At 44.8% G+C, this 18,746-nt stretch carries 21 protein-coding genes; 3 read left to right on the forward strand and 18 right to left on the reverse strand.

Annotated elements, in window-relative coordinates; all coding sequences use genetic code 11:
• Positions 1-6: 6 nt before the first annotated feature.
• Genes L1070_RS13540 through L1070_RS13555 form a run of 4 tightly spaced genes read right to left on the reverse strand, consistent with a single transcriptional unit; the run spans position 7 to position 2,817 of the window.
• Complete coding sequence (locus tag L1070_RS13540; RefSeq protein ID WP_070986399.1) at positions 7-552, reverse strand: pilus assembly protein PilP; 546 nt, start codon at positions 550-552, stop codon at positions 7-9.
• Positions 549-1,154 carry a type 4a pilus biogenesis protein PilO gene (locus L1070_RS13545; RefSeq protein WP_237125916.1) on the reverse strand — a complete coding sequence of 202 codons (606 nt, stop codon included), beginning with the start codon at positions 1,152-1,154 and terminating at the stop codon, positions 549-551. The genes L1070_RS13540 and L1070_RS13545 overlap by 4 nt, the downstream gene beginning before the upstream one ends.
• 23 nt (positions 1,155-1,177) lie before the next feature.
• Positions 1,178-1,750, reverse strand: coding sequence for a PilN domain-containing protein (locus L1070_RS13550; protein ID WP_070986401.1), 573 nt, complete (start codon positions 1,748-1,750; stop codon positions 1,178-1,180).
• Positions 1,738-2,817, reverse strand: coding sequence for a pilus assembly protein PilM (locus tag L1070_RS13555; RefSeq protein ID WP_237125917.1), 1,080 nt, complete (start codon positions 2,815-2,817; stop codon positions 1,738-1,740). Before L1070_RS13555 ends, L1070_RS13550 begins: the two co-directional genes overlap by 13 nt.
• Before the next feature lie 133 nt (positions 2,818-2,950).
• On the opposite strand from L1070_RS13555, the gene L1070_RS13560 reads away from it, so the two are divergent.
• Positions 2,951-5,395 (forward strand): PBP1A family penicillin-binding protein, encoded by a 2,445-nt coding sequence (locus tag L1070_RS13560; protein WP_237125918.1) that lies wholly within the window; start codon positions 2,951-2,953, stop codon positions 5,393-5,395.
• A 50-nt stretch (positions 5,396-5,445) separates the two neighbouring features.
• Here L1070_RS13560 and metL read toward each other — a convergent pair whose 3' ends face one another.
• On the reverse strand, positions 5,446-7,794 hold the full coding sequence (metL, locus tag L1070_RS13565) for a bifunctional aspartate kinase/homoserine dehydrogenase II (protein ID WP_237125919.1): 2,349 nt from the start codon (positions 7,792-7,794) through the stop codon (positions 5,446-5,448).
• Positions 7,795-7,798: 4 nt separating this feature from the next.
• On the reverse strand, positions 7,799-9,022 hold the full coding sequence (gene metB, locus L1070_RS13570; RefSeq protein WP_237125920.1) for a cystathionine gamma-synthase: 1,224 nt from the start codon (positions 9,020-9,022) through the stop codon (positions 7,799-7,801).
• A 281-nt stretch (positions 9,023-9,303) separates the two neighbouring features.
• Here metB and metJ point away from each other — a divergent pair, with 281 nt between their 5' ends.
• Positions 9,304-9,624: a met regulon transcriptional regulator MetJ gene (gene metJ / locus L1070_RS13575; RefSeq protein ID WP_070986406.1), complete on the forward strand. Its 321-nt coding sequence runs from the start codon at positions 9,304-9,306 to the stop codon at positions 9,622-9,624.
• Between the two features lie 434 nt (positions 9,625-10,058).
• Here the strand turns inward: metJ and rpsQ are convergent, their stop codons facing one another.
• From rpsQ to rpsJ, 11 genes are read right to left on the reverse strand one after another with little or no spacing between them, the layout of a single operon-like run.
• Positions 10,059-10,316 (reverse strand): 30S ribosomal protein S17, encoded by a 258-nt coding sequence (gene rpsQ / locus L1070_RS13580; protein ID WP_070986407.1) that lies wholly within the window; start codon positions 10,314-10,316, stop codon positions 10,059-10,061.
• A complete protein-coding gene (gene rpmC / locus L1070_RS13585; RefSeq protein WP_070986408.1) occupies positions 10,316-10,507 on the reverse strand; it encodes a 50S ribosomal protein L29 in 192 nt (63 codons plus the stop codon). Before rpmC ends, rpsQ begins: the two co-directional genes overlap by 1 nt.
• Positions 10,507-10,920, reverse strand: a complete 414-nt coding sequence (gene rplP / locus L1070_RS13590) for a 50S ribosomal protein L16 (RefSeq protein ID WP_070986409.1) — start codon at positions 10,918-10,920, stop codon at positions 10,507-10,509. Before rplP ends, rpmC begins: the two co-directional genes overlap by 1 nt.
• Before the next feature lie 13 nt (positions 10,921-10,933).
• Entirely contained in the window at positions 10,934-11,635 is a 702-nt protein-coding gene (gene rpsC, locus L1070_RS13595) for a 30S ribosomal protein S3 (RefSeq protein WP_070986410.1), read from the reverse strand.
• Between the two features lie 12 nt (positions 11,636-11,647).
• On the reverse strand, positions 11,648-11,980 hold the full coding sequence (gene rplV / locus L1070_RS13600) for a 50S ribosomal protein L22 (protein ID WP_058031283.1): 333 nt from the start codon (positions 11,978-11,980) through the stop codon (positions 11,648-11,650).
• Between the two features lie 12 nt (positions 11,981-11,992).
• Positions 11,993-12,271, reverse strand: coding sequence for a 30S ribosomal protein S19 (gene rpsS, locus L1070_RS13605; protein ID WP_010561269.1), 279 nt, complete (start codon positions 12,269-12,271; stop codon positions 11,993-11,995).
• 16 nt (positions 12,272-12,287) lie between these two features.
• Positions 12,288-13,112 (reverse strand): 50S ribosomal protein L2, encoded by an 825-nt coding sequence (gene rplB / locus L1070_RS13610; protein WP_070986411.1) that lies wholly within the window; start codon positions 13,110-13,112, stop codon positions 12,288-12,290.
• A gap of 17 nt (positions 13,113-13,129) precedes the next feature.
• Positions 13,130-13,432 (reverse strand): 50S ribosomal protein L23, encoded by a 303-nt coding sequence (gene rplW, locus L1070_RS13615; RefSeq protein ID WP_070986412.1) that lies wholly within the window; start codon positions 13,430-13,432, stop codon positions 13,130-13,132.
• Complete coding sequence (gene rplD, locus L1070_RS13620; protein ID WP_070986413.1) at positions 13,429-14,031, reverse strand: 50S ribosomal protein L4; 603 nt, start codon at positions 14,029-14,031, stop codon at positions 13,429-13,431. Before rplD ends, rplW begins: the two co-directional genes overlap by 4 nt.
• A 17-nt stretch (positions 14,032-14,048) precedes the next feature.
• Entirely contained in the window at positions 14,049-14,684 is a 636-nt protein-coding gene (gene rplC, locus L1070_RS13625; RefSeq protein ID WP_070986414.1) for a 50S ribosomal protein L3, read from the reverse strand.
• 27 nt (positions 14,685-14,711) lie between these two features.
• A complete protein-coding gene (rpsJ, locus tag L1070_RS13630; protein ID WP_005495349.1) occupies positions 14,712-15,023 on the reverse strand; it encodes a 30S ribosomal protein S10 in 312 nt (103 codons plus the stop codon).
• 350 nt (positions 15,024-15,373) lie between these two features.
• Here rpsJ and plsB point away from each other — a divergent pair, with 350 nt between their 5' ends.
• A complete protein-coding gene (gene plsB, locus L1070_RS13635; protein WP_237125921.1) occupies positions 15,374-17,800 on the forward strand; it encodes a glycerol-3-phosphate 1-O-acyltransferase PlsB in 2,427 nt (808 codons plus the stop codon).
• 41 nt (positions 17,801-17,841) lie between these two features.
• On the opposite strand, the gene tesB is transcribed toward plsB, so the two are convergent.
• Complete coding sequence (gene tesB, locus L1070_RS13640; protein WP_237125922.1) at positions 17,842-18,702, reverse strand: acyl-CoA thioesterase II; 861 nt, start codon at positions 18,700-18,702, stop codon at positions 17,842-17,844.
• Positions 18,703-18,746: the final 44 nt, after the last annotated feature.

Below are 18,746 nucleotides of genomic sequence, written 5' to 3' on the forward strand. Positions count from 1 at the left end.
CCTTTATTATTGTTCACTCGCGTCGCTCTCTTGTACTTCACGGATCTCTACCCGCGACAAGCGCTCTTTCCAGCAACCACTACCATCGGGGATAAGTTCTAATAATTCTATAAAGCCCGGCTGCACGTTTATAACCTCTCCATGGTAAAGCCCCATATATTGACCACGTTTGATTTTATATAAACCTTGATCCGAAGCTTTTATCAACGCCCATGTGACATTTTTCGTTGCTATTGTACCTTTCATAGACAAGGTGTCTATGGGGTACTTTTCTAATGGATCCCTTGCTCTATCTGGGTCCGGATGTAAACAGTTTTGCACTTGAATCATTTTGCTTTCTATCACTTCTGGTTCAGGTGCTACAAATGGGCTTCGCAAATTGTGGGCAGTATATGCAAAGTGCGTAAAATCACGCATATGTGGTACTGGCTCAACCTGCGGCGTTGCGCTTGCTTGGATCTGATCGATAAACTCTTTTTGTTCTGCTATATCATCGTTACAACCCACCAGCAGTAGTAACGTTAAGAGTGACCAAATGTTGTACCTCGTCATGACTCATCACCTTGCCCGTAGCGATAAGTCTTAGCTACCACACTAAATATCAAATTATTATTGCCAGCATTCTCTATTCTAAAGTCATGTAAACTAACAATTCGAGGGAGCTGTGCAACCTTACTGACGAATTCACCAAATTCATGGTACGTGCCAATCACTTCTAATTTAATTGGCAACTCAGTGTAAAACTCTTTCTTATTCTCTGAAAGCCAACCAATTTTTAAAAATGTTAACCCGCTAGACGTACCAACATAGGTTAAATCATCCAATAGACCTGGCGTTTCATTTGATGAAGGCAGCTGACGTAACAATTGTGCAAACTGTGCCTCCATGTCTTTCATTTGTTGGCGATATAAATCAAGGTTATTCGCTCTAGCATACTTCACTCTGTAGCTATTACGTAGCTGAACCTCTTGTTGTACCGCATGTTCGTAGCGCTTGATTGACGTTGACACTAACAGGCTATAACCAACCGCAAATGTGATCACGACCACCAGTACACAACACATCAACTTAACAGCAAACGGCCACTCTCCGATGTTATCTAGCTCTATTTCATTCCAGTCTATGTTTTGTAATGATTTTAAATCAAAGTTCACTCTCTAATCTCACTGGTAACGGGTTACTGAGCACGTGCTTCAGTGTCTATTTCTCGAAAGGGCTTTACATAAAAATGCATCGTAAAGTCACTTAATAAACGAGAATTTTGCTCACCTGTGACAATGCCCTGAATGGTTGGTCGCTCAAGCAAATATGAGCTTTCAACGCCACGTAACATTTGCGATAGGCGATTATTCGATTCACTTCGCCCAACCACTTTAATTAAATTTTCTTTGCGCTCCAGACTCGTTAAATAAACCCCTGCCGGAACAACCCGAACTACCTCATCAATAATCTGCGTCCCCAAATTACGATTACTTTGTAACTCCTCAATCAGATTGATACGCCGTTGCAGGTTTTCTTTTTGCTGACTCAAGTCGTTGATCTCTACAATACGGCTATCCAACTTCGCCACCTCGGCGCCCAAGTAATTATTTTTTACCTGCTGCCCTGCGGTAAGGCTGTCGTAAAATGAACCTATCAAATACAAAATAAGCATCACCACGACAATATTCACCGCAATGATGGTTAAAAACTTTTTCTGTGATTCCTTTCTGCGTTGGTCACGCCAAGGCAATAAATTTATATGTGGCATGAAGAAAAGCTCCTCAATGCAAGCCCCGTAGCAACGGCAAACTGCGGTTTGTGGCGCTCCAACACATTGCGGTCGACTTTAGGCGCTATATCCATATCGGCAAATGGATCGGCAACAATAGTATGAATGCCTAGTTCTTCAATCAATAACCTGTCGAGACCTTCCACTAATGCTGTGCCGCCGGTTAGTACAATATAATCCACTTGCTCTTTGCCACTGCTGGTCATAAACATCTGCACCGCTCTTCTGACCTGTTGCAGCAAAGCGGTCTGAAACGGAGCTAGCACTTCAAAAATATAGTTAGGAGGCAAGTCTCCGGTTGTTTTGGCTATCTCTGCTTCATCAAACGACTTGTTGTAATAGGCAACAATGCTATTTGTATACTGCTCTCCACCAAACACCTGATCTCGGGTATAAATTGTCTTACCAGACAGTACCACACTCACTAAACTGATCACTGATCCAATATCAAAGAGGGCAACCGTTTTATCAAACGCATCTGCTGGGAGCTGCCCGTACAAGACACTAAGAGAGCGACTCAAGGCATAGTTTTCCACATCTACTACTTTGGCTTGCAACCCACCTTCTTCCAGCGCGCCCACTCGTGCCTCTACGCTCTCAGTGCGTGCCGCTGAAAGTAATACGTTCATCTTGGAAGGATCTGCCTCGTTGACAGAAACCTTTTCGAAATCAATACTCACTTCATCCAAAGAATAGGGGATCAAGCTATCTGCCTCAATCGCGATTTGCGACTCTAATTCAGCATCTGTTAATGCCACGTCCATAAAAATCACTTTCGTGATCACTGTCTGGCCTGATACTGCCACCGCAGCAAAGTGAGTCAATCTTGGGATGCGTTTTTTAATTTTACCTATCACTCGACCAATTGCTTCAATATCTTGAATCGCACGCTCAGTGATCGCTCCTTTTGGAACTGGCTCAATTGCTACCGCCTCAACTCGGTAGCCTGCCTCCGATTTAGATAGCAGCACAGCCTTTACACAATGAGAGCCGATATCAATACCGATCATCATTGGAGCTTGCTTCTGGAATAAATTACTGAGCATGCGCGTGGTCTTTACCCTTTGTTTTAACTTTGAACAAGTTATAATTATAACGACAAAAAATATTAATCGTTTTTTATTCAAGATATACTAGCAGTGTCTACCTATAATTGGGAGTCTAACTAGGGAACATTCCGTGACTTTATTGAGAAGAGCAATACAATTTTTCATCGTTATGAGCATTTTGGCTCTGCTAACGTTAATCAGTCTTTATTACTATGTCAAATCAGATATACCAAGCGTAGAAGTACTACGTGACGTACAGCTGCAAACCCCCATGCAAGTCTTCACTCAGGACGGAAAGCTTATTAATCAATTTGGCGAAAAGCGCCGTATTCCGGTCAAAATTGAAGACATTCCAGCTCCCATGTTACAGGCTTTTTTGGCCACCGAAGATAATCGTTTTTATGAACACTTTGGCGTTGATCCCATCGGGATTGTACGCTCTGCATTTGTACTGATCAGCACCGGACAAAAGAAACAAGGTGCCAGCACCATAACCATGCAATTAGCACGAAACTTCTTTTTAACCCGTGAAAAAGCGTATATCCGAAAGGTTAAAGAGATTTTTATTGCGCTACATATTGAGCAATTACTGAGTAAAGACGAAATTCTTGAATTGTATTTAAATAAAATTGAACTCGGTAATCGTGCATTTGGTATCGGCGCAGCAGCGCAAGTCTATTATGGCAAGCAACTACACGAGTTAACCTTAGCGCAAATGGCCATGATTGCAGGTTTACCTAAAGCTCCATCAGCCCTAAACCCAATTCGCAACCCAAGACGCGCCAAGCTACGTCGCAACGTGGTTTTAGGCAGAATGCTCAATGAGAAATACATTACCAAAGCACAATATGATGATGCTCGAAGCGCGCCAATCACCGCCCGCTTTCACGGTGCTGAAATTGAGCTATATGCACCTTACATAGCAGAAATGGTGCGTAGTTATATGGTGGAGACCTACGGAGAAGATAAAGCATACAACAGCGGCTTTAAGGTATTTACTACGGTTGAGTCTTCCATACAAGAAGCTGCGCAACAGGCATTAATCAACAATTTACACAGTTACGATATGCGTCATGGCTACCGTGGTCCAGAACGCATACTTTGGAGTGCGGAGCAATCGCCACTAAGCACCAACGAGATCTTAGGTACACTGCGCAAAGTGAAGGAAATTGACCCTCTAAAAGCTGCTGTTGTGGTAGATGTTGCTGAACAAAGCGCCACTGCACTGTTGAAATCAGGTGATTACATAACCCTCCCTTGGTCTGGTTTAAGTTGGGCGAGAGCCTACATTTCAGATACTCGTCAGGCGCTACCACCACAAACAGCAACCGAGATACTCACACCTGGGATGCAAATCTGGGTGCGTCAATATGAGCAGCAATGGCAACTTAGTCAGTACCCAAGACCTGCCAGTGCGTTAGTGTCAATGGATCCACAGGACGGGCGCATAAAAGCCCTTGTGGGTGGATACAGCTTCGCACAAAGCCAATATAACAGGGCGACCCAAGCCAAACGACAAGTCGGCTCTAATATTAAGCCTTTCGTATACTCCGCTGCATTTGAAAATGGCTATACGCTAGCAACCATCATCAATGATGCGCCAATTAACCAATGGGATAAGAGTGTAGGCGTGGCATGGCGTCCAAAAAATAGCCCTGAAGTTTACAATGGGCCCATTCGTATTCGCCGAGCGTTAGCGCAGTCTAAAAATGTGGTATCAGTGCGCTTACTTAAGGGGGTTGGGCTAGAACGCACCGCCGATCACCTACTGAAGTTTGGCTTTGCAGATCAAGATATTAATCGTAGCGAATCGCTAGCGCTAGGAAGTGCTGCCATTACTCCTTTAGAAATGGCGCGAGGCATGAGTACCTTTGCAAACGGTGGACACCTGATAGAGCCATATTTCATCCAAGAACTACAGGATGCATTTGGCAATACTCTGGGTAAAGCCGAGCCGCTAATCGCTTGTGACGAGCAACAATTGGAAACACATCCACAGCGCTGCGCTGCGAGGGTAATTTCTGAACAGAATGCCTTCTTAGTCGCAAGCGCCATGCACAGTGCAATCTGGGGCGGCGGCAGCTGGCGTCATAAAACTGGTTGGACAGGCACTGGTTGGCGTGCACAAGCGTTGAAACGCCGTGACTTGGTGGGCAAGACGGGCACCACAAACGATTCTGTTGATACGTGGTTTAGTGGCTTTAATCGCAATGTACTAACCACGGTCTGGGTCGGCTTTGACGATGCAGGTAAACCGCTGGGACGTGCAGCTTATAACTCAAACCTTGATAGTAATCAGATTGTTGGGGCTGAGTCAGGGGCAACCACAGCACAACCTGCATGGGTTGAGTTTATGCGCGCCGCACTGGCCGACCAGCCAGTGGCACCAATAGAGCCACCTCCGGGTTTGATCTCAACGCGTATTGATTTGAAAACGGGTCTTTTGAGTAACAAAAATGATCACACCAGCCGCTTCGAGTACTTTGAGTCAGGCACGGCACCGACTAAATACGCGTTGGACGAGGATAACAACACACCGTTTGACGATGAACCGATACAAGAAGAGCTATTTTAAGCATTAAAAAAGGCGATAGAAATATCGCCTTTTTTGTATTTCCCACAGGTTCACTTCAGCCTTTGTGTCAGCCAGTATAAATCGGAATGGATCCCAGCTGCTGTGACTTCTTTCCCCGCACCAGGACCTTGCAATACCAAGGGATTACTCTCATACCAGATGCTCTTAATGACAAAGATGTTGTCACCTGGCGTTAGGTGCGCAATGGCTGAGTCTTTTGCAACAAAGGCGATACCCACTTTAGCGCTCACTTTACCTTGTTCATCTATACTCAAGGAACCGGTGTAACGTAGCACTTGATTTTGCGCTTTTGCTTGTTGATATTGCTCAGCGTAGAAGGCATCAAGTTGCTCACGACGCGTCAGGAATTCATCCCAACTGCCTTGCGCCATATCTTCAGGCATAAGTGGCTGCAACGCGATATCTTCTAAATCTAACGTTAGGCCAATGTCGCGTGCTAAAATTAGCAGCTTGCGCTGCATGTCTCTGCCAGATAAATCTTCTCGTGGATCGGGTTCCGTATAACCCATTGCTTGTGCTTGTAAGACCAACTCAGAAAACGCTGTAGAGCCATCAAAGCTGCTACATAACCATGAGAGTGTCCCAGAAAACACACCATCTATCTGCGTTATCTTATCACCACTGTGCTGCAAATCAGCTAAAGCAAAATTAATCGGTAACCCCGCCCCAACACTGGTGTTATAACGCCAAAATAGGTTACGCTCGGTTAGCTGCTCACGTAGGTTCTGGTACCAAGTATTGTCTGCTGTGCCTGCGTACTTGTTGGCACTAATCAAATGGCAATCTTGCTTAATAAACTGCGGATAAAGATGACTGAATGCTTCACTTGCGGTGATATCTATCACTACCTTATGTTCGTAGTCTAACTCGCCAATTCGCTCAATTAACTCACTATTTGCATAGTCAACTGCTTCATTTTGCCATTGCTGTTGCCAAGTATCTATTGCAATGCCGCTAGCCGAAAACAACATTTGCCCAGAGCGAACCAAAGCAACCACTTTAACGTCAAACTGCTGTTTTAGATGAGCAACTTGACGCTGACACTGTGCTACAAATACCTCACCAACGTTACCTAAACCAGCAATGATCACGGCAAGCTCTCGGCCTTTGTTCACTAACTTGTCATGTAAGATGGCCAGCACATCGCTATCAATCGCTTGGTCGGTTAAAAACAACACATATTCATCATCGCTGTGTAAAAACCTCACAACCACATTTTGTTCATTCAGTAACTGTGTAGCTTGCACCTGTAGCTGAGCAACATCGCTTGGCGCAGCAACCACAGCAAAGCCTTGTAGCGCACTTTCCACGATATTTGCGCGTCCCGATAATGCTTGCAGCACTTCGTGTGTATGCGCGGCAGGAACCAGTATGTAACATTCGCCTTGCGCTATAAAATGATGAATGCTGTGCTGGATTAACTGGCTTAACTCACCCACTTCCCCCTGACGCAAAGCGTCCACTCTAATGAGATCCAAGTCTTCAAAAGTAGTGATGAAACGCTTTGCCTTGCTGTAGCCTTCTTTGACAATTTCAGTCGGTGACGCCTCTACATCAAAACTGCTACGTACTTGCAGTTTAATCTTGGTATTTTTCAAAGGAGACAAAGTTTTTGCATGTAGCACTGGATTGCCCAAGCGAGCTAATAGATGCGCCTGAGATCTACACACCTTGGGGTACTTTATTGCACTTGCAACCTTACGTGGGTCGGTGCTGAACACGCCCTGCGTATCCGTCCAGATAGACACCGCATCGGCATCAAGGTAGTTGGCGAGCAACGTCGCACTATAATCACTGCCATTGCGCCCCAACGTCACGGTTTGATGCTCCACATCGCTGGCGATAAAACCTGTGACCACAAATAACGCATTCGCTTGGAGCAACTCCTTACAAGCTTGTTTATTCTGTTGGTGTAACAGCTGGCCGTTGTGCAAAGTAAACAACTGTCTCGCATCAACGTGCTGAGCTGCAAACCCTAATTGTGTTAACAGGTACGCCAACACTCTTGCTGACCAAAGCTCACCATGAGCTAGCAAAGTGGCTTCATGTAACACCCCATGTTTAGCCTGTTCAGTAATGGTTTGTAGCTCATTATCTAACTGCGCGAGTAAATCGCTGCGATTGTGACCTACAAACAAGGCTGCGATAAGCTCACTTTGATGATTTTCCAACTGTAGTAAAATATCGCTGAACCCTTGGTTGTCATCTTGCTTATAGCTTTGCCAAAGCTTTACTAAGGTGTTGGTGGTTTTCCCTGCGGCAGACACCACAACACAGTCACCAGCTAGGCACTGGCCCAACACAATTTGCGCTACTGCTTGATAACGTGCGGCAGAACTTAAGCTAGAACCACCAAATTTATGTACAACTTTTGTCATCGTCTTACCACAATGCCGTATGAGCCGGCGTTAACTTAAATGCTTTACCTTCATCTGATGCGTGTGCAGATCCAGGCTGTACTTTTGCAAAGGCTTGTTCAAGATCCTTGACGAGATCCTCTACATCTTCAATGCCGACGGAAATACGGATCAAGGTATCACCAACACCAGCTTCTAATCTAGCTTGCGGTTCCATTCCTGCGTGCGTCATGGTCGCAGGGTGACATATTAAGCTTTCAACCCCACCCAGTGACTCAGCCAATGAGAACTGCTTTAAGCTCGTTAAAAACGCAGCAGAGTCCTTAAGACCACCTTTAATATCAAAGCTCACCATGCCACCAAAACCCGACTGCTGCTTCTTAGCAAGTTCATGCTGTGGATGAGACTCCAAGCCCGGATAATAAACTTGACTGACATAAGGAGACTGTTCAAGGTATTTCGCAATAACCAGTGCATTCTCTTGATGCTGCTTTAAACGAATATTTAAGGTGCGTAACCCTCTTAGGGTTAGGTAGCTATCAAAAGGCGCTCCCGTAATGCCGATATTATTCGCCCACCAAGCCAGCTCCTCACCCAGTTCTGCAGTTTTAGCAACAACCGCACCTCCAACAACATCCGAGTGACCATTAATATACTTGGTTGTAGAGTGCACCACAATATCTGCACCTAGCTTGATCGGATTTTGCAATGCAGGGGATAAAAATGTGTTATCGGCCGCTACCAGTGCTCCTGCTTGTTTAGCAACTTTGGCTACGGCCTCAATGTCAGTGAGTCGTAAAATAGGGTTGCTCGGTGTCTCAATCCAAACCAACTTAGGCTTTATCGTAAGGATCTGCTCATAACTTTGCGCTTTTGTAAGATCTAATACCACAAGCTTTAGCAACCCACGTTTTTGCAAAGAGGTAAATAAACGATAGCTGCCGCCGTAACAATCATGGGGGATCACTAAAGTATCATCATGGTTGAGTAGCTGAGTGACTAAGTGCACTGCGGCCATTCCCGTTGCAGTAATAATGCCTCGCTCTGCGCCTTCTAACTGCGCTAATGTTTGCGCCAAAATATCGCGGTTTGGATTACCGCTACGACCATAGTCATAATCACGTTTGGTATCAAAATCAGCAAACGAATAAGTCGTAGACAAATATAACGGCGGCACAACAGCACCGTGGTGCTTATCAGCATCAATGCCATAACGTACTGCGATGGTAGACTTTCCACTCTCACTCATATCATCACCTAGATAGTTGGATGTTTAGACGTCTAAAAGGTTAGATGATCAAAAGTTAGAAGTCAAAACATTTATACCTCTAAATGGCTATTTAACTAGTATTTGACTATCTTTTTTAAACCGATAAAATTTCGCCACTTAACAAACTTGTATTGCTAATAAGACTGCGTTTTTGAATAAACTATCATAGGTATATCTAGGAGTTTATGCCATATAGTGAGTAAACGCGTTGACGAACCCAGTCTTATTAGCATTCCCAACACTGAGGCAATAACAACACTATGGCTAAATGGAATGGTGAGTATATTCACCCATATGCAGAGCACGGTAAAAAATCTGAACAAGTAAAAAAAATAACCGTCTCTATCCCGCTAAACGTATTAAAAGTACTTACTGACGAGCGCACACGCCGTCAAGTAAACAACTTGCGCCATGCCACAAACAGCGAACTATTATGTGAAGCTTTTTTACATGCTTTTACTGGCCAGCCGCTACCCAGTGATGAGGACTTGAGAAAAGATAATCCTGAAAAGGTGCCAGAAGAAGTACGTAAGATCATGGAAGAGATGGGGCTTGAAGTACCCATCATCAACGAAGAGTAAACAACTTTCGATGAAGCCCTCTTTTTCTCAATAGAGCTTCATTAATCACTATTCATGCCAAAGTTTGTAGCCGTAGATAACAACATCTAGAGGCTACAACTTACTGGCGCAGCCATAGCCGAAAACGCCTATTATCGGTGCTCACAGCGCCTGCTCGCACTATTTAAACATAGACCAAAATACATCTGTATCGGCCTGACCCGTTGTTACTTTCTAGCCGAATAATTCTCACTGTATTAGATACTAACCTTTATAAATGCATGCTCTTGTTCAACCCCTTATATCCAGCCAACTAAAAGTTGAAAACGATAGGTTGAATTCGAGATATGTAAACAGGCCTCGGACACGAAATAAAAACATCGCCCAAAACGCAAAAAGCCCCGACCGAGGCCGAGGCTTTTGAAAACAAAGTTTAACTTAGTTTAAAACTAAAATTAAGCTTGCTTAGGACGTGAAACTACTTCAACTAAAGTCCATGATTTCTTTTTAGAAATCGGCGCACATTCACGGATAGTAACTGTATCGCCTGCTTTAGCAGTGTTGCTTTCGTCGTGTGCGTGCAACTTAGTTGTACGCTTGATGAATTTACCATAGATAGGGTGCTTCACCTGACGCTCGATAGCAACAACGATAGATTTGTCCATCTTGTCGCTTAGTACACGACCTTGAAGAGTACGGATCTTATCGCTCATTATGCACCTGCCTTCTGGTTGATAACCGTTTTAACACGCGCAATATTGCGACGTACTTTTTTCAGCTCGTGAGTTTGAGCTAGCTGACCAGTGCTCACTTGCATGCGCAGGTTGAACTGCTCACGTAGTAGCTCTAGAAGTTCAGCATTTAGCTCTTCTACGCTTTTGTCTTTAAGTTCGCTAGCTTTCATCACATTACCGTCCGAGTTACAAATGTTGTTTTGAAAGGTAATTTACGAGCAGCTAGGTTGAATGCTTCACGAGCAAGCTCTTCAGAAACACCTTCCATCTCGTAAAGTACTTTGCCTGGCTGGATTTCAGCAACCCAGTACTCAACAGAACCTTTACCTTTACCCATACGAACTTCAAGCGGCTTTTCAGTGATTGGCTTGTCTGGGAACACACGGATCCAGATTTTACCTTGACGCTTGATGTGACGTGTCATAGCACGACGAGCTGCTTCGATTTGACGAGCAGTCATACGACCACGACCTGTTGCTTTCAAGCCGAAAGAACCGAAGCTTACTTTGTTACCGCTGTTTGCAAGACCACGGTTGCGGCCTTTATGCACTTTACGGAATTTTGTACGTTTTGGCTGTAACATTAATCGCTACCTCTTACTTAGCACTTTTTTTGGCTTTCTTCGGCGCACGTTTAGCTGGCTTCTCTTGCTCTTGAACTAGTGGTAAACCACCAATTACTTCGCCTTTGAAGATCCAAACTTTAACACCGATGATACCGTAAGTGGTTAACGCTTCAGAAGTTGCATAATCGATATCAGCACGTAGAGTATGTAGAGGTACACGACCTTCACGATACCATTCAGAACGTGCGATTTCTGCGCCGCCTAGACGACCGCTTACTTCAACTTTGATACCTTTAGCACCAATGCGCATTGCATTTTGTACCGAACGCTTCATAGCGCGACGGAACATAACACGACGCTCAAGCTGAGATGCGATGCCATCTGCAACTAATTGTGCATCTAGCTCTGGTTTACGTACTTCAGAAATATTGATCTGAGCAGGTACACCCGCAATCTTAGTTACAGCTTGACGAAGCTTTTCAACGTCTTCGCCTTTTTTACCGATAACAACACCAGGACGAGCTGTGTGAATTGTTACACGGATTGATTTAGCTGGACGCTCGATAACGATTTTAGACACAGAAGCTGCTTTCAATTCCTTAGTAAGGTATTGACGCACTTTGTGATCGCCAAAAAGCTGTGCAGAGAAATCTTTTGTATTCGCGTACCAGGTAGAAACCCAAGGTTTAGAGATACCTAGGCGAATACCAGTAGGATGAACTTTTTGTCCCATTACTTATATCTCCTAGCTATCCGAAACCACAACAGTGATGTGGCTTGTACGCTTAAGGATGCGGTCTGCGCGTCCTTTAGCACGTGGCATGATACGTTTCATTGTAGGACCATCGTCCACAAAGATCGTAGCTACACGTAGCTCATCAATGTCAGCACCTTCGTTGTGCTCTGCGTTAGCAATAGCAGACTCAAGTACTTTTTTAACTAATACAGCCGCTTTTTTAGGGCTGTACGCCAGGATTTCTAGAGCGCGATCTACCGGTAGTCCGCGGATCTGATCTGCTACTAGACGTGCTTTTTGCGCCGAACCAGAGGCGAATTTGTGTTTAGCTAATGCTTCCATCATACCCTCCGATTAACGTTTTTTAGCTTTCTTATCCGCAGCGTGACCGCGGTAAGTACGTGTAGGTGCAAATTCACCTAGTTTGTGACCGATCATTTCGTCCGAAACAAATACAGGGACGTGCTGACGACCATTATGGACTGCGATGGTCAATCCGATCATATTAGGGATGATCATTGAACGACGGCTCCAAGTCTTGATAGGCTTCTTGTCACCGCTTTCCAACGCCTTCTCTACCTTCTTCAGCAAGTGTAGGTCAATGAATGGACCCTTCTTGAGAGAACGTGGCATGGCAATTCCTCAACTATTACTTAGTACGACGACGTACGATTAATTTATCAGTACGCTTGTTCTTACGTGTTTTAGCACCTTTGGTAGGCTTGCCCCATGGAGACACAGGGTGACGACCACCAGAAGTACGACCTTCACCACCACCGTGAGGGTGATCAACCGGGTTCATGGCAACACCACGAACTGTCGGACGAATACCACGCCAGCGGTTAGCACCTGCTTTACCTAGTGAACGAAGCATATGCTCAGCATTGCCTACTTCACCTAAGGTAGCGCGACAGTCAGACTCAACTTTACGAACTTCGCCTGAACGAAGACGTAGAGTCACATATTGACCTTCACGTGCTAGGATTTGAACGTATGCACCAGCAGAACGTGCGATTTGAGCACCTTTACCTGGCTTTAATTCTACGTTGTGTACAGTCGAACCTACAGGCATGTTACGCATCGGTAATGTGTTACCAGCTTTGATTGGTGCATCAACACCAGACTGGATCTGATCACCGGCTTTAAGGCCTTTAGGTGCAATGATGTAACGACGCTCACCGTCTGCATATAATACAAGAGCGATGTTTGCGCTACGGTTTGGATCGTACTCTAAACGCTCAACAGTAGCTGGAATGCCATCTTTAGTACGTTTAAAGTCAATTACACGGTAGTGTTGCTTGTGACCACCACCGATGTGACGAACCGTGATACGACCGTTGTTGTTACGACCACCTGATTTAGAGTTTTTCTCTAAAAGCGGAGCGTATGGCTTACCCTTGTGTAGATCAGGGTTAACCACTTTAACGACGTGACGACGACCCGCAGAAGTTGGTTTACACTTTTGAAGTGCCATAATTCTAACTCCCCTTATTACTCGGCGCCGCCGACAAAGTCTAGCTCGCTACCTTCTTTAAGAGTAACGTAGGCTTTCTTCCAGTCTGAACGACGACCGAAACGCATACCAGTACGCTTTGTTTTACCCTTAACATTCAAAGTACGAACACCAGTTACTTCTACTTCAAAAAGCTTCTCAACAGCAGCTTTAACTTCAGCTTTAGTTGCATCTTTAGCTACTTTGAAAACAATCGTGTTGTTCTCTTCAGCAGCGATAGTGCTTTTCTCAGAGATGTGTGGAGCAAGAATTACTTTTAAAAGACGTTCTTCACGGATCATGCTAGCGCCTCCTCAAGTTGCTTAACAGCACCTGCAGTAATAAGTACCTTATCGAAAGCGATTAGGCTTACTGGGTCAATGCCAGCTACATCACGAGTGTCAACCTTATAAAGGTTACGTGCAGAAAGGAATAGATTCTCATCTACTTCTTCAGTCACGATAAGCACGTCTTTAAGCTCAAGCTCTTTAAGCTTAGCTACAAGCTCTTTAGTTTTAGGTGCTTCTAAACCGAAGTTTTCAACAACCACTAAACGCTCTTGACGAACAAGCTCAGACAAGATGCTCTTAATCGCACCGCGATACATCTTACGGTTAACTTTTTGGCTGTGATCTTGCGGTTTAGCTGCAAAGCTCACACCACCGCTGCGCCAAATTGGGCTGCGGATTGTACCAGCACGAGCACGGCCAGTACCTTTTTGGCTGAATGGTTTCTTACCACCGCCTCTTACTTCAGAACGTGTCTTCTGAGCACGAGTACCTTGACGAGCACCTGCTGCATAAGCAACAACTACCTGATGTACTAATGCTTCGTTAAACTCACGTCCAAAAGTAGCTTCGGAAACTTCAAGCGCGCCAGCGCCTTTAATTGCTAATTCCATCACTAAATCTCCAGGACTTATGCTTTAACAGCTGGTTTAACGATAACGTCACCGCCGATAGCGCCAGGTACTGCACCTTTAACTAAAAGCAGGTTACGCTCAGCGTCAACACGTACTAGTTCAAGGTTCTGAGTAGTTGTTTGCACATTACCCATTTGACCAGCCATTTTCTTACCTTTAAACACCTTACCAGGTGATTGGTTTTGACCGATTGAACCAGGAGCACGGTGAGACAAAGAGTTACCGTGAGTAGCGTCTTGCATGCTGAAGTTCCAGCGCTTAACACCACCTTGGAAACCTTTACCTTTTGAAGTACCAGTTACGTCTACTTTGCTTACGTCGTTGAAAAGTTCAACTGTAAGTTCAGCACCTACTTCAAAATCGCCTTCACCACCATTTAGGCGGAATTCCCACAGGCCACGACCCGCTTCAACACCTGCTTTAGCGAAGTGACCCGCTGCTGCTTTGTTTACACGGCTTGCTTTTTTCTCGCCTGCAGTAACTTGAAGCGCTTCATAACCGTCTGTTGCGTCAGATTTGATCTGAGTAACACGGTTAGGCGTCGCTTCGATAACTGTCACAGGGATAGATACACCATCTTCAGTGAAGATACGTGTCATACCCACTTTACGACCGACTAGACCTAATGCCATTTTCCTAAAACCTCTCTAATCTTCCGATTAACCCAGGCTGATTTGAACATCAACACCAGCAGCAAGGTCTAGGCGCATTAGAGCGTCTACAGTCTTATCTGTTGGTTCTACGATGTCGATCAGACGTTTGTGGGTGCGGATTTCATACTGATCACGCGCATCTTTGTTTACGTGCGGAGAGATCAATACAGTAAAACGTTCAAAGCGCGTTGGTAGTGGGATTGGACCACGTACTTGAGCACCAGTGCGTTTCGCAGTTTCCACGATTTCCGCCGTTGATTGGTCAATCAAACGGTGGTCAAAAGCTTTTAGGCGAATACGAATGCGTTGATTTGACATTCTTAAACCTCAATTAAAAGAGCATTTAAAAAGAGCATAAAAAAACCACCAGAACGAAATAAATACTTAAATCGCTGGTTGTCTTCTTATTTCTACCATTGAATTCCAAATCGGAATTCCTGTTTAATTGGCTTGAAATCCAAGCCCTATATTTGCTTTCGAGCTACTTAGTAGCAAGAAAGTCCGCACATTATAATGAGATTGGTGATAAATGCAACAACTAATGCTAAGTTATTTTAAGTACTGACGTAGATTACTAAATAATCCGCACAAGTATGCGAGGCCACTAGAAATGGTCAGTCCAGTTAAAGCTTGCTATGCTATTGCAAATTTTTTGATGTGGTGTTGCCATGGGAATTGTTTCTCGAACCTTAAACCTGTTCGCTCATTGGGCTAATTTATTATTTGTAAAAACAAAATTATTACCAGACAACCCAATAGCGCAATTTGACCTCAACCCCAATTTGCCAACCTTTTATGTCGCAAGGCTCAATTCTCGCGCAGACTTGGCCGCATTAGATGCCGTTTGTAAAAAATTAGGTTTGCCTAGGCCAACCCAACCTCAAAGACTGGGAGATAACGACATTGACCGTTTTCTTGGCTTACAAAACCCAACCCCATTGTTTGCCAAAGTGGCAGCGCCTAGTAACGTATTAACGACAGGCAGAGCTATTTTTTCCGCATTACATGGCGATCCTCAAATACAGGCGCAAATTATCCCTGTCACCATTTTGTGGGGCCGAAATCCGGGCAAAGAGAAAGCTGGTATCGGCACACTCTTCTCTCACTCTCTAACGCCAAGCTGGCTGCGTAAGTTTTTCGTACTATTGTTTTCAGGTCGCGATAATTTAGTGAGATTTAGTCAACCGATAGACTTAAAGCAACTCATTAATGATAAGTCTGATGTTGATGAACTACCACAAAAACTGGTACGTGTGGCTCGCGTGCATTTTCATCGTCAAAAACTGGCCGCAACGGGCCCCAAGCTGCCTTCTCGTGATAAGTTGTTCAGCTCATTATTGGCCGCTCCAGCCATCAAGAAAGCAATAGCTGATGAAGCCAAAAGCAAAGGCTTGAGCTATGAAGAAGCACGCCTAAATGCGCAAGAGTTGCTTGATGAAATCGCGGCAAACTATTCTGATGCTATGGTGCGTGTCGGTGATCGTATACTTACGTGGCTTTGGACCAAACTCTACAATGGTATCGAAGTCAAGTATGCCGACCGCGTGCATCAACTCGCCGACAAGGGCCACGAAATCATCTATGTGCCTTGTCACCGCAGCCATATGGACTATTTGTTACTGACGTATGTGATTTATCATCAAGGTCTTGTGCCACCGCACATTGCTGCGGGAGTCAACCTTAACTTCTTCCCTGCCGGTGGTATTTTTAGACGTTCTGGGGCATTTTTCATTCGTCGCTCATTTGCAGGTAATAAGCTCTACTCTGCGGTGTTTAAAGAATATTTAAGTCAGCTGTTTATAAAAGGTTATTCGGTTAAGTTTTACACTGAAGGCGGGCGCAGCCGTACGGGTCGTCTACTGCCACCTAAAACCGGAATGCTCGCAATGACGCTTCAATCTATGCTCAGAGGCATTGACCGTCCCATTTCAATCGTGCCCGTGTATATCGGTTATGAGCACGTTATGGAGATCAATACCTACCTCAAAGAGCTCGCGGGAAATAACAAAAAGAATGAATCTGTTTTTGCCGTGTTCAAGGCCATCAAAAATCTCAAAAACTATGGTCGTGGTTATTTGAATTTTGGCGAGCCCATTAACGTCAATCAGTACCTGACGGAGCATCAACGTAACTGGCGTGATGCGATTCACCCAACCGACGTACAAAAACCACAATGGCTAAACACTCAAGTGGCTGAACTGGCCGATACGATCATGACCAACATTAACAGTGCAGCTGCACTTAATGCCATCAATCTATTAGCCACAATACTGCTGTGTAATAGCCAGTTTGCTTTGAGCAAACGCAAGTTGCTCACACAACTGTCGTTCTATCTGACCCTACAACGTAGTGCAAAATACAACGCACAGGTCACGGTTCCAAAAGACAGCGCAGAAGAATTACTCTCACACGCATTGCAACTTAACAAGCTGGATGTTATTGCCGATGAGCTGGGCGAGATCATCGCAATAAAAGAAAAAGAGCGCACACTCTTTAACTACTATCGCAACAACATCCTACATCTATTCGCGGTGCCCAGCGTAATTGCTCAGCTGCTGTTCAATCGTTTCACTGTCAATGTGGATGAATGCAAACAAATGTTTGCAACCCTATATCCGTTGTTTGCCAAAGAGTGGTTCCTCACACCGCTACGAGACGAATACATAGAGGAAGTATTGGTCTGCTTCGCACAGCAGGGGCTGATCGAATTTAATGGCCAAACCGCACAGGTCAAAAAAGACAGTAGCGCAGTAACACAGCTTGAAATGCTGGGTAAGGTCTGTCACTTAACCTTAGAGCGCTATGCAATTACAGTGAGCCTTATTCAAAATAATCAAGGTATTACCCGCAAAAACTTAGAAATTGAAAGCGACGTAATCGCCAACCGTCTAGGCACGCTACATGGCATCAAAAGCCCAGAATTTTTTGATAAAAAGGTCTTGGTGGCATTTATCAGCAGCTTGAAAGAAAACGGGTTTATCAAAATGTCTGATGAGCAGTGCATACGTGCAGAAGCTAAGCTGGAACATTTACAACACTACCTAGATGAATTACTGCCCGCCAGTATTTCTCATTCAATTCAAGATACGCTGTAACCAAAAACAAGTTGGCCGCTTTCGATAAGCGGCCAAGGCTGTTAACTTCTTTGGCGCATCACCCCTTCTTGAATGGTCGATGCCACCAGCTCCCCCTCTCGGTTGAAGAATTGGCCACGTACTAAACCTCTGCCATTTGATGCACTAGGGCTATCAACACTGTATAGGATCCAATCATCCATTCTAAAAGGACGATGAAACCACATCGCATGATCTATGGTCGCAACCTGCATGTTCGGTTGCATAAATGATAAGCCATGTGGCTGTAAAGCGGTTGGTAAGAACTCAAAGTCAGATGCATAGGCAAGTAAGTAGTTGTGAATACGCCTGTCATCAGGAAGCGGTCCATTTGCCTTAAACCACACGTGACGTTGTGGCTCTGTCACCTCTGGCTGAAATGGGTTTTGAAATTCCACCGGTCGCGTTTCAAGTGGCATATCACAGGTAAACTTATTGCGTAACTTTTCAGGGATAAGCGCTTTGTTCTCACGATAGAAATCCAATGAGGATTTCAGCGCTTCTGGACCGGGGACATTCGGCATGGTGCTTTGGTGAGATAAGCCCGGTTCGTCGCCCTGAAAAGATGCGGTCATATAAAAGATTGGCTTACCGTATTGGATTGCACGCACTCGGCGAGTACTAAAACTGCGCCCGTCCCTGATCACTTCAACATCGTAGACAATCGGCTTTTTAGCATCCCCTGGGCGCAAAAAATATGAATGTAGCGAGTTTACATATCGCCCTTCTGGCAGGGTATATTTCGCTGCTGACAGCGCCTGCCCCATTACTTGGCCGCCAAACACCTGAGGGAAGCCTAAATCCTGACTCTGTCCTCGATAAATACCCTGCTCTATCTCCTCAAGCTTCAATAAAGACAATAAATCGGTAAGAACTTGACTCATCGAGACCTCTTATTTCATCAGTTTAATTAAATAATCATAGTATA

It is taken from the genome of Pseudoalteromonas sp. MMG022, from assembly GCF_021654245.1.
GTDB classification, from domain to species: domain Bacteria; phylum Pseudomonadota; class Gammaproteobacteria; order Enterobacterales; family Alteromonadaceae; genus Pseudoalteromonas; species Pseudoalteromonas amylolytica.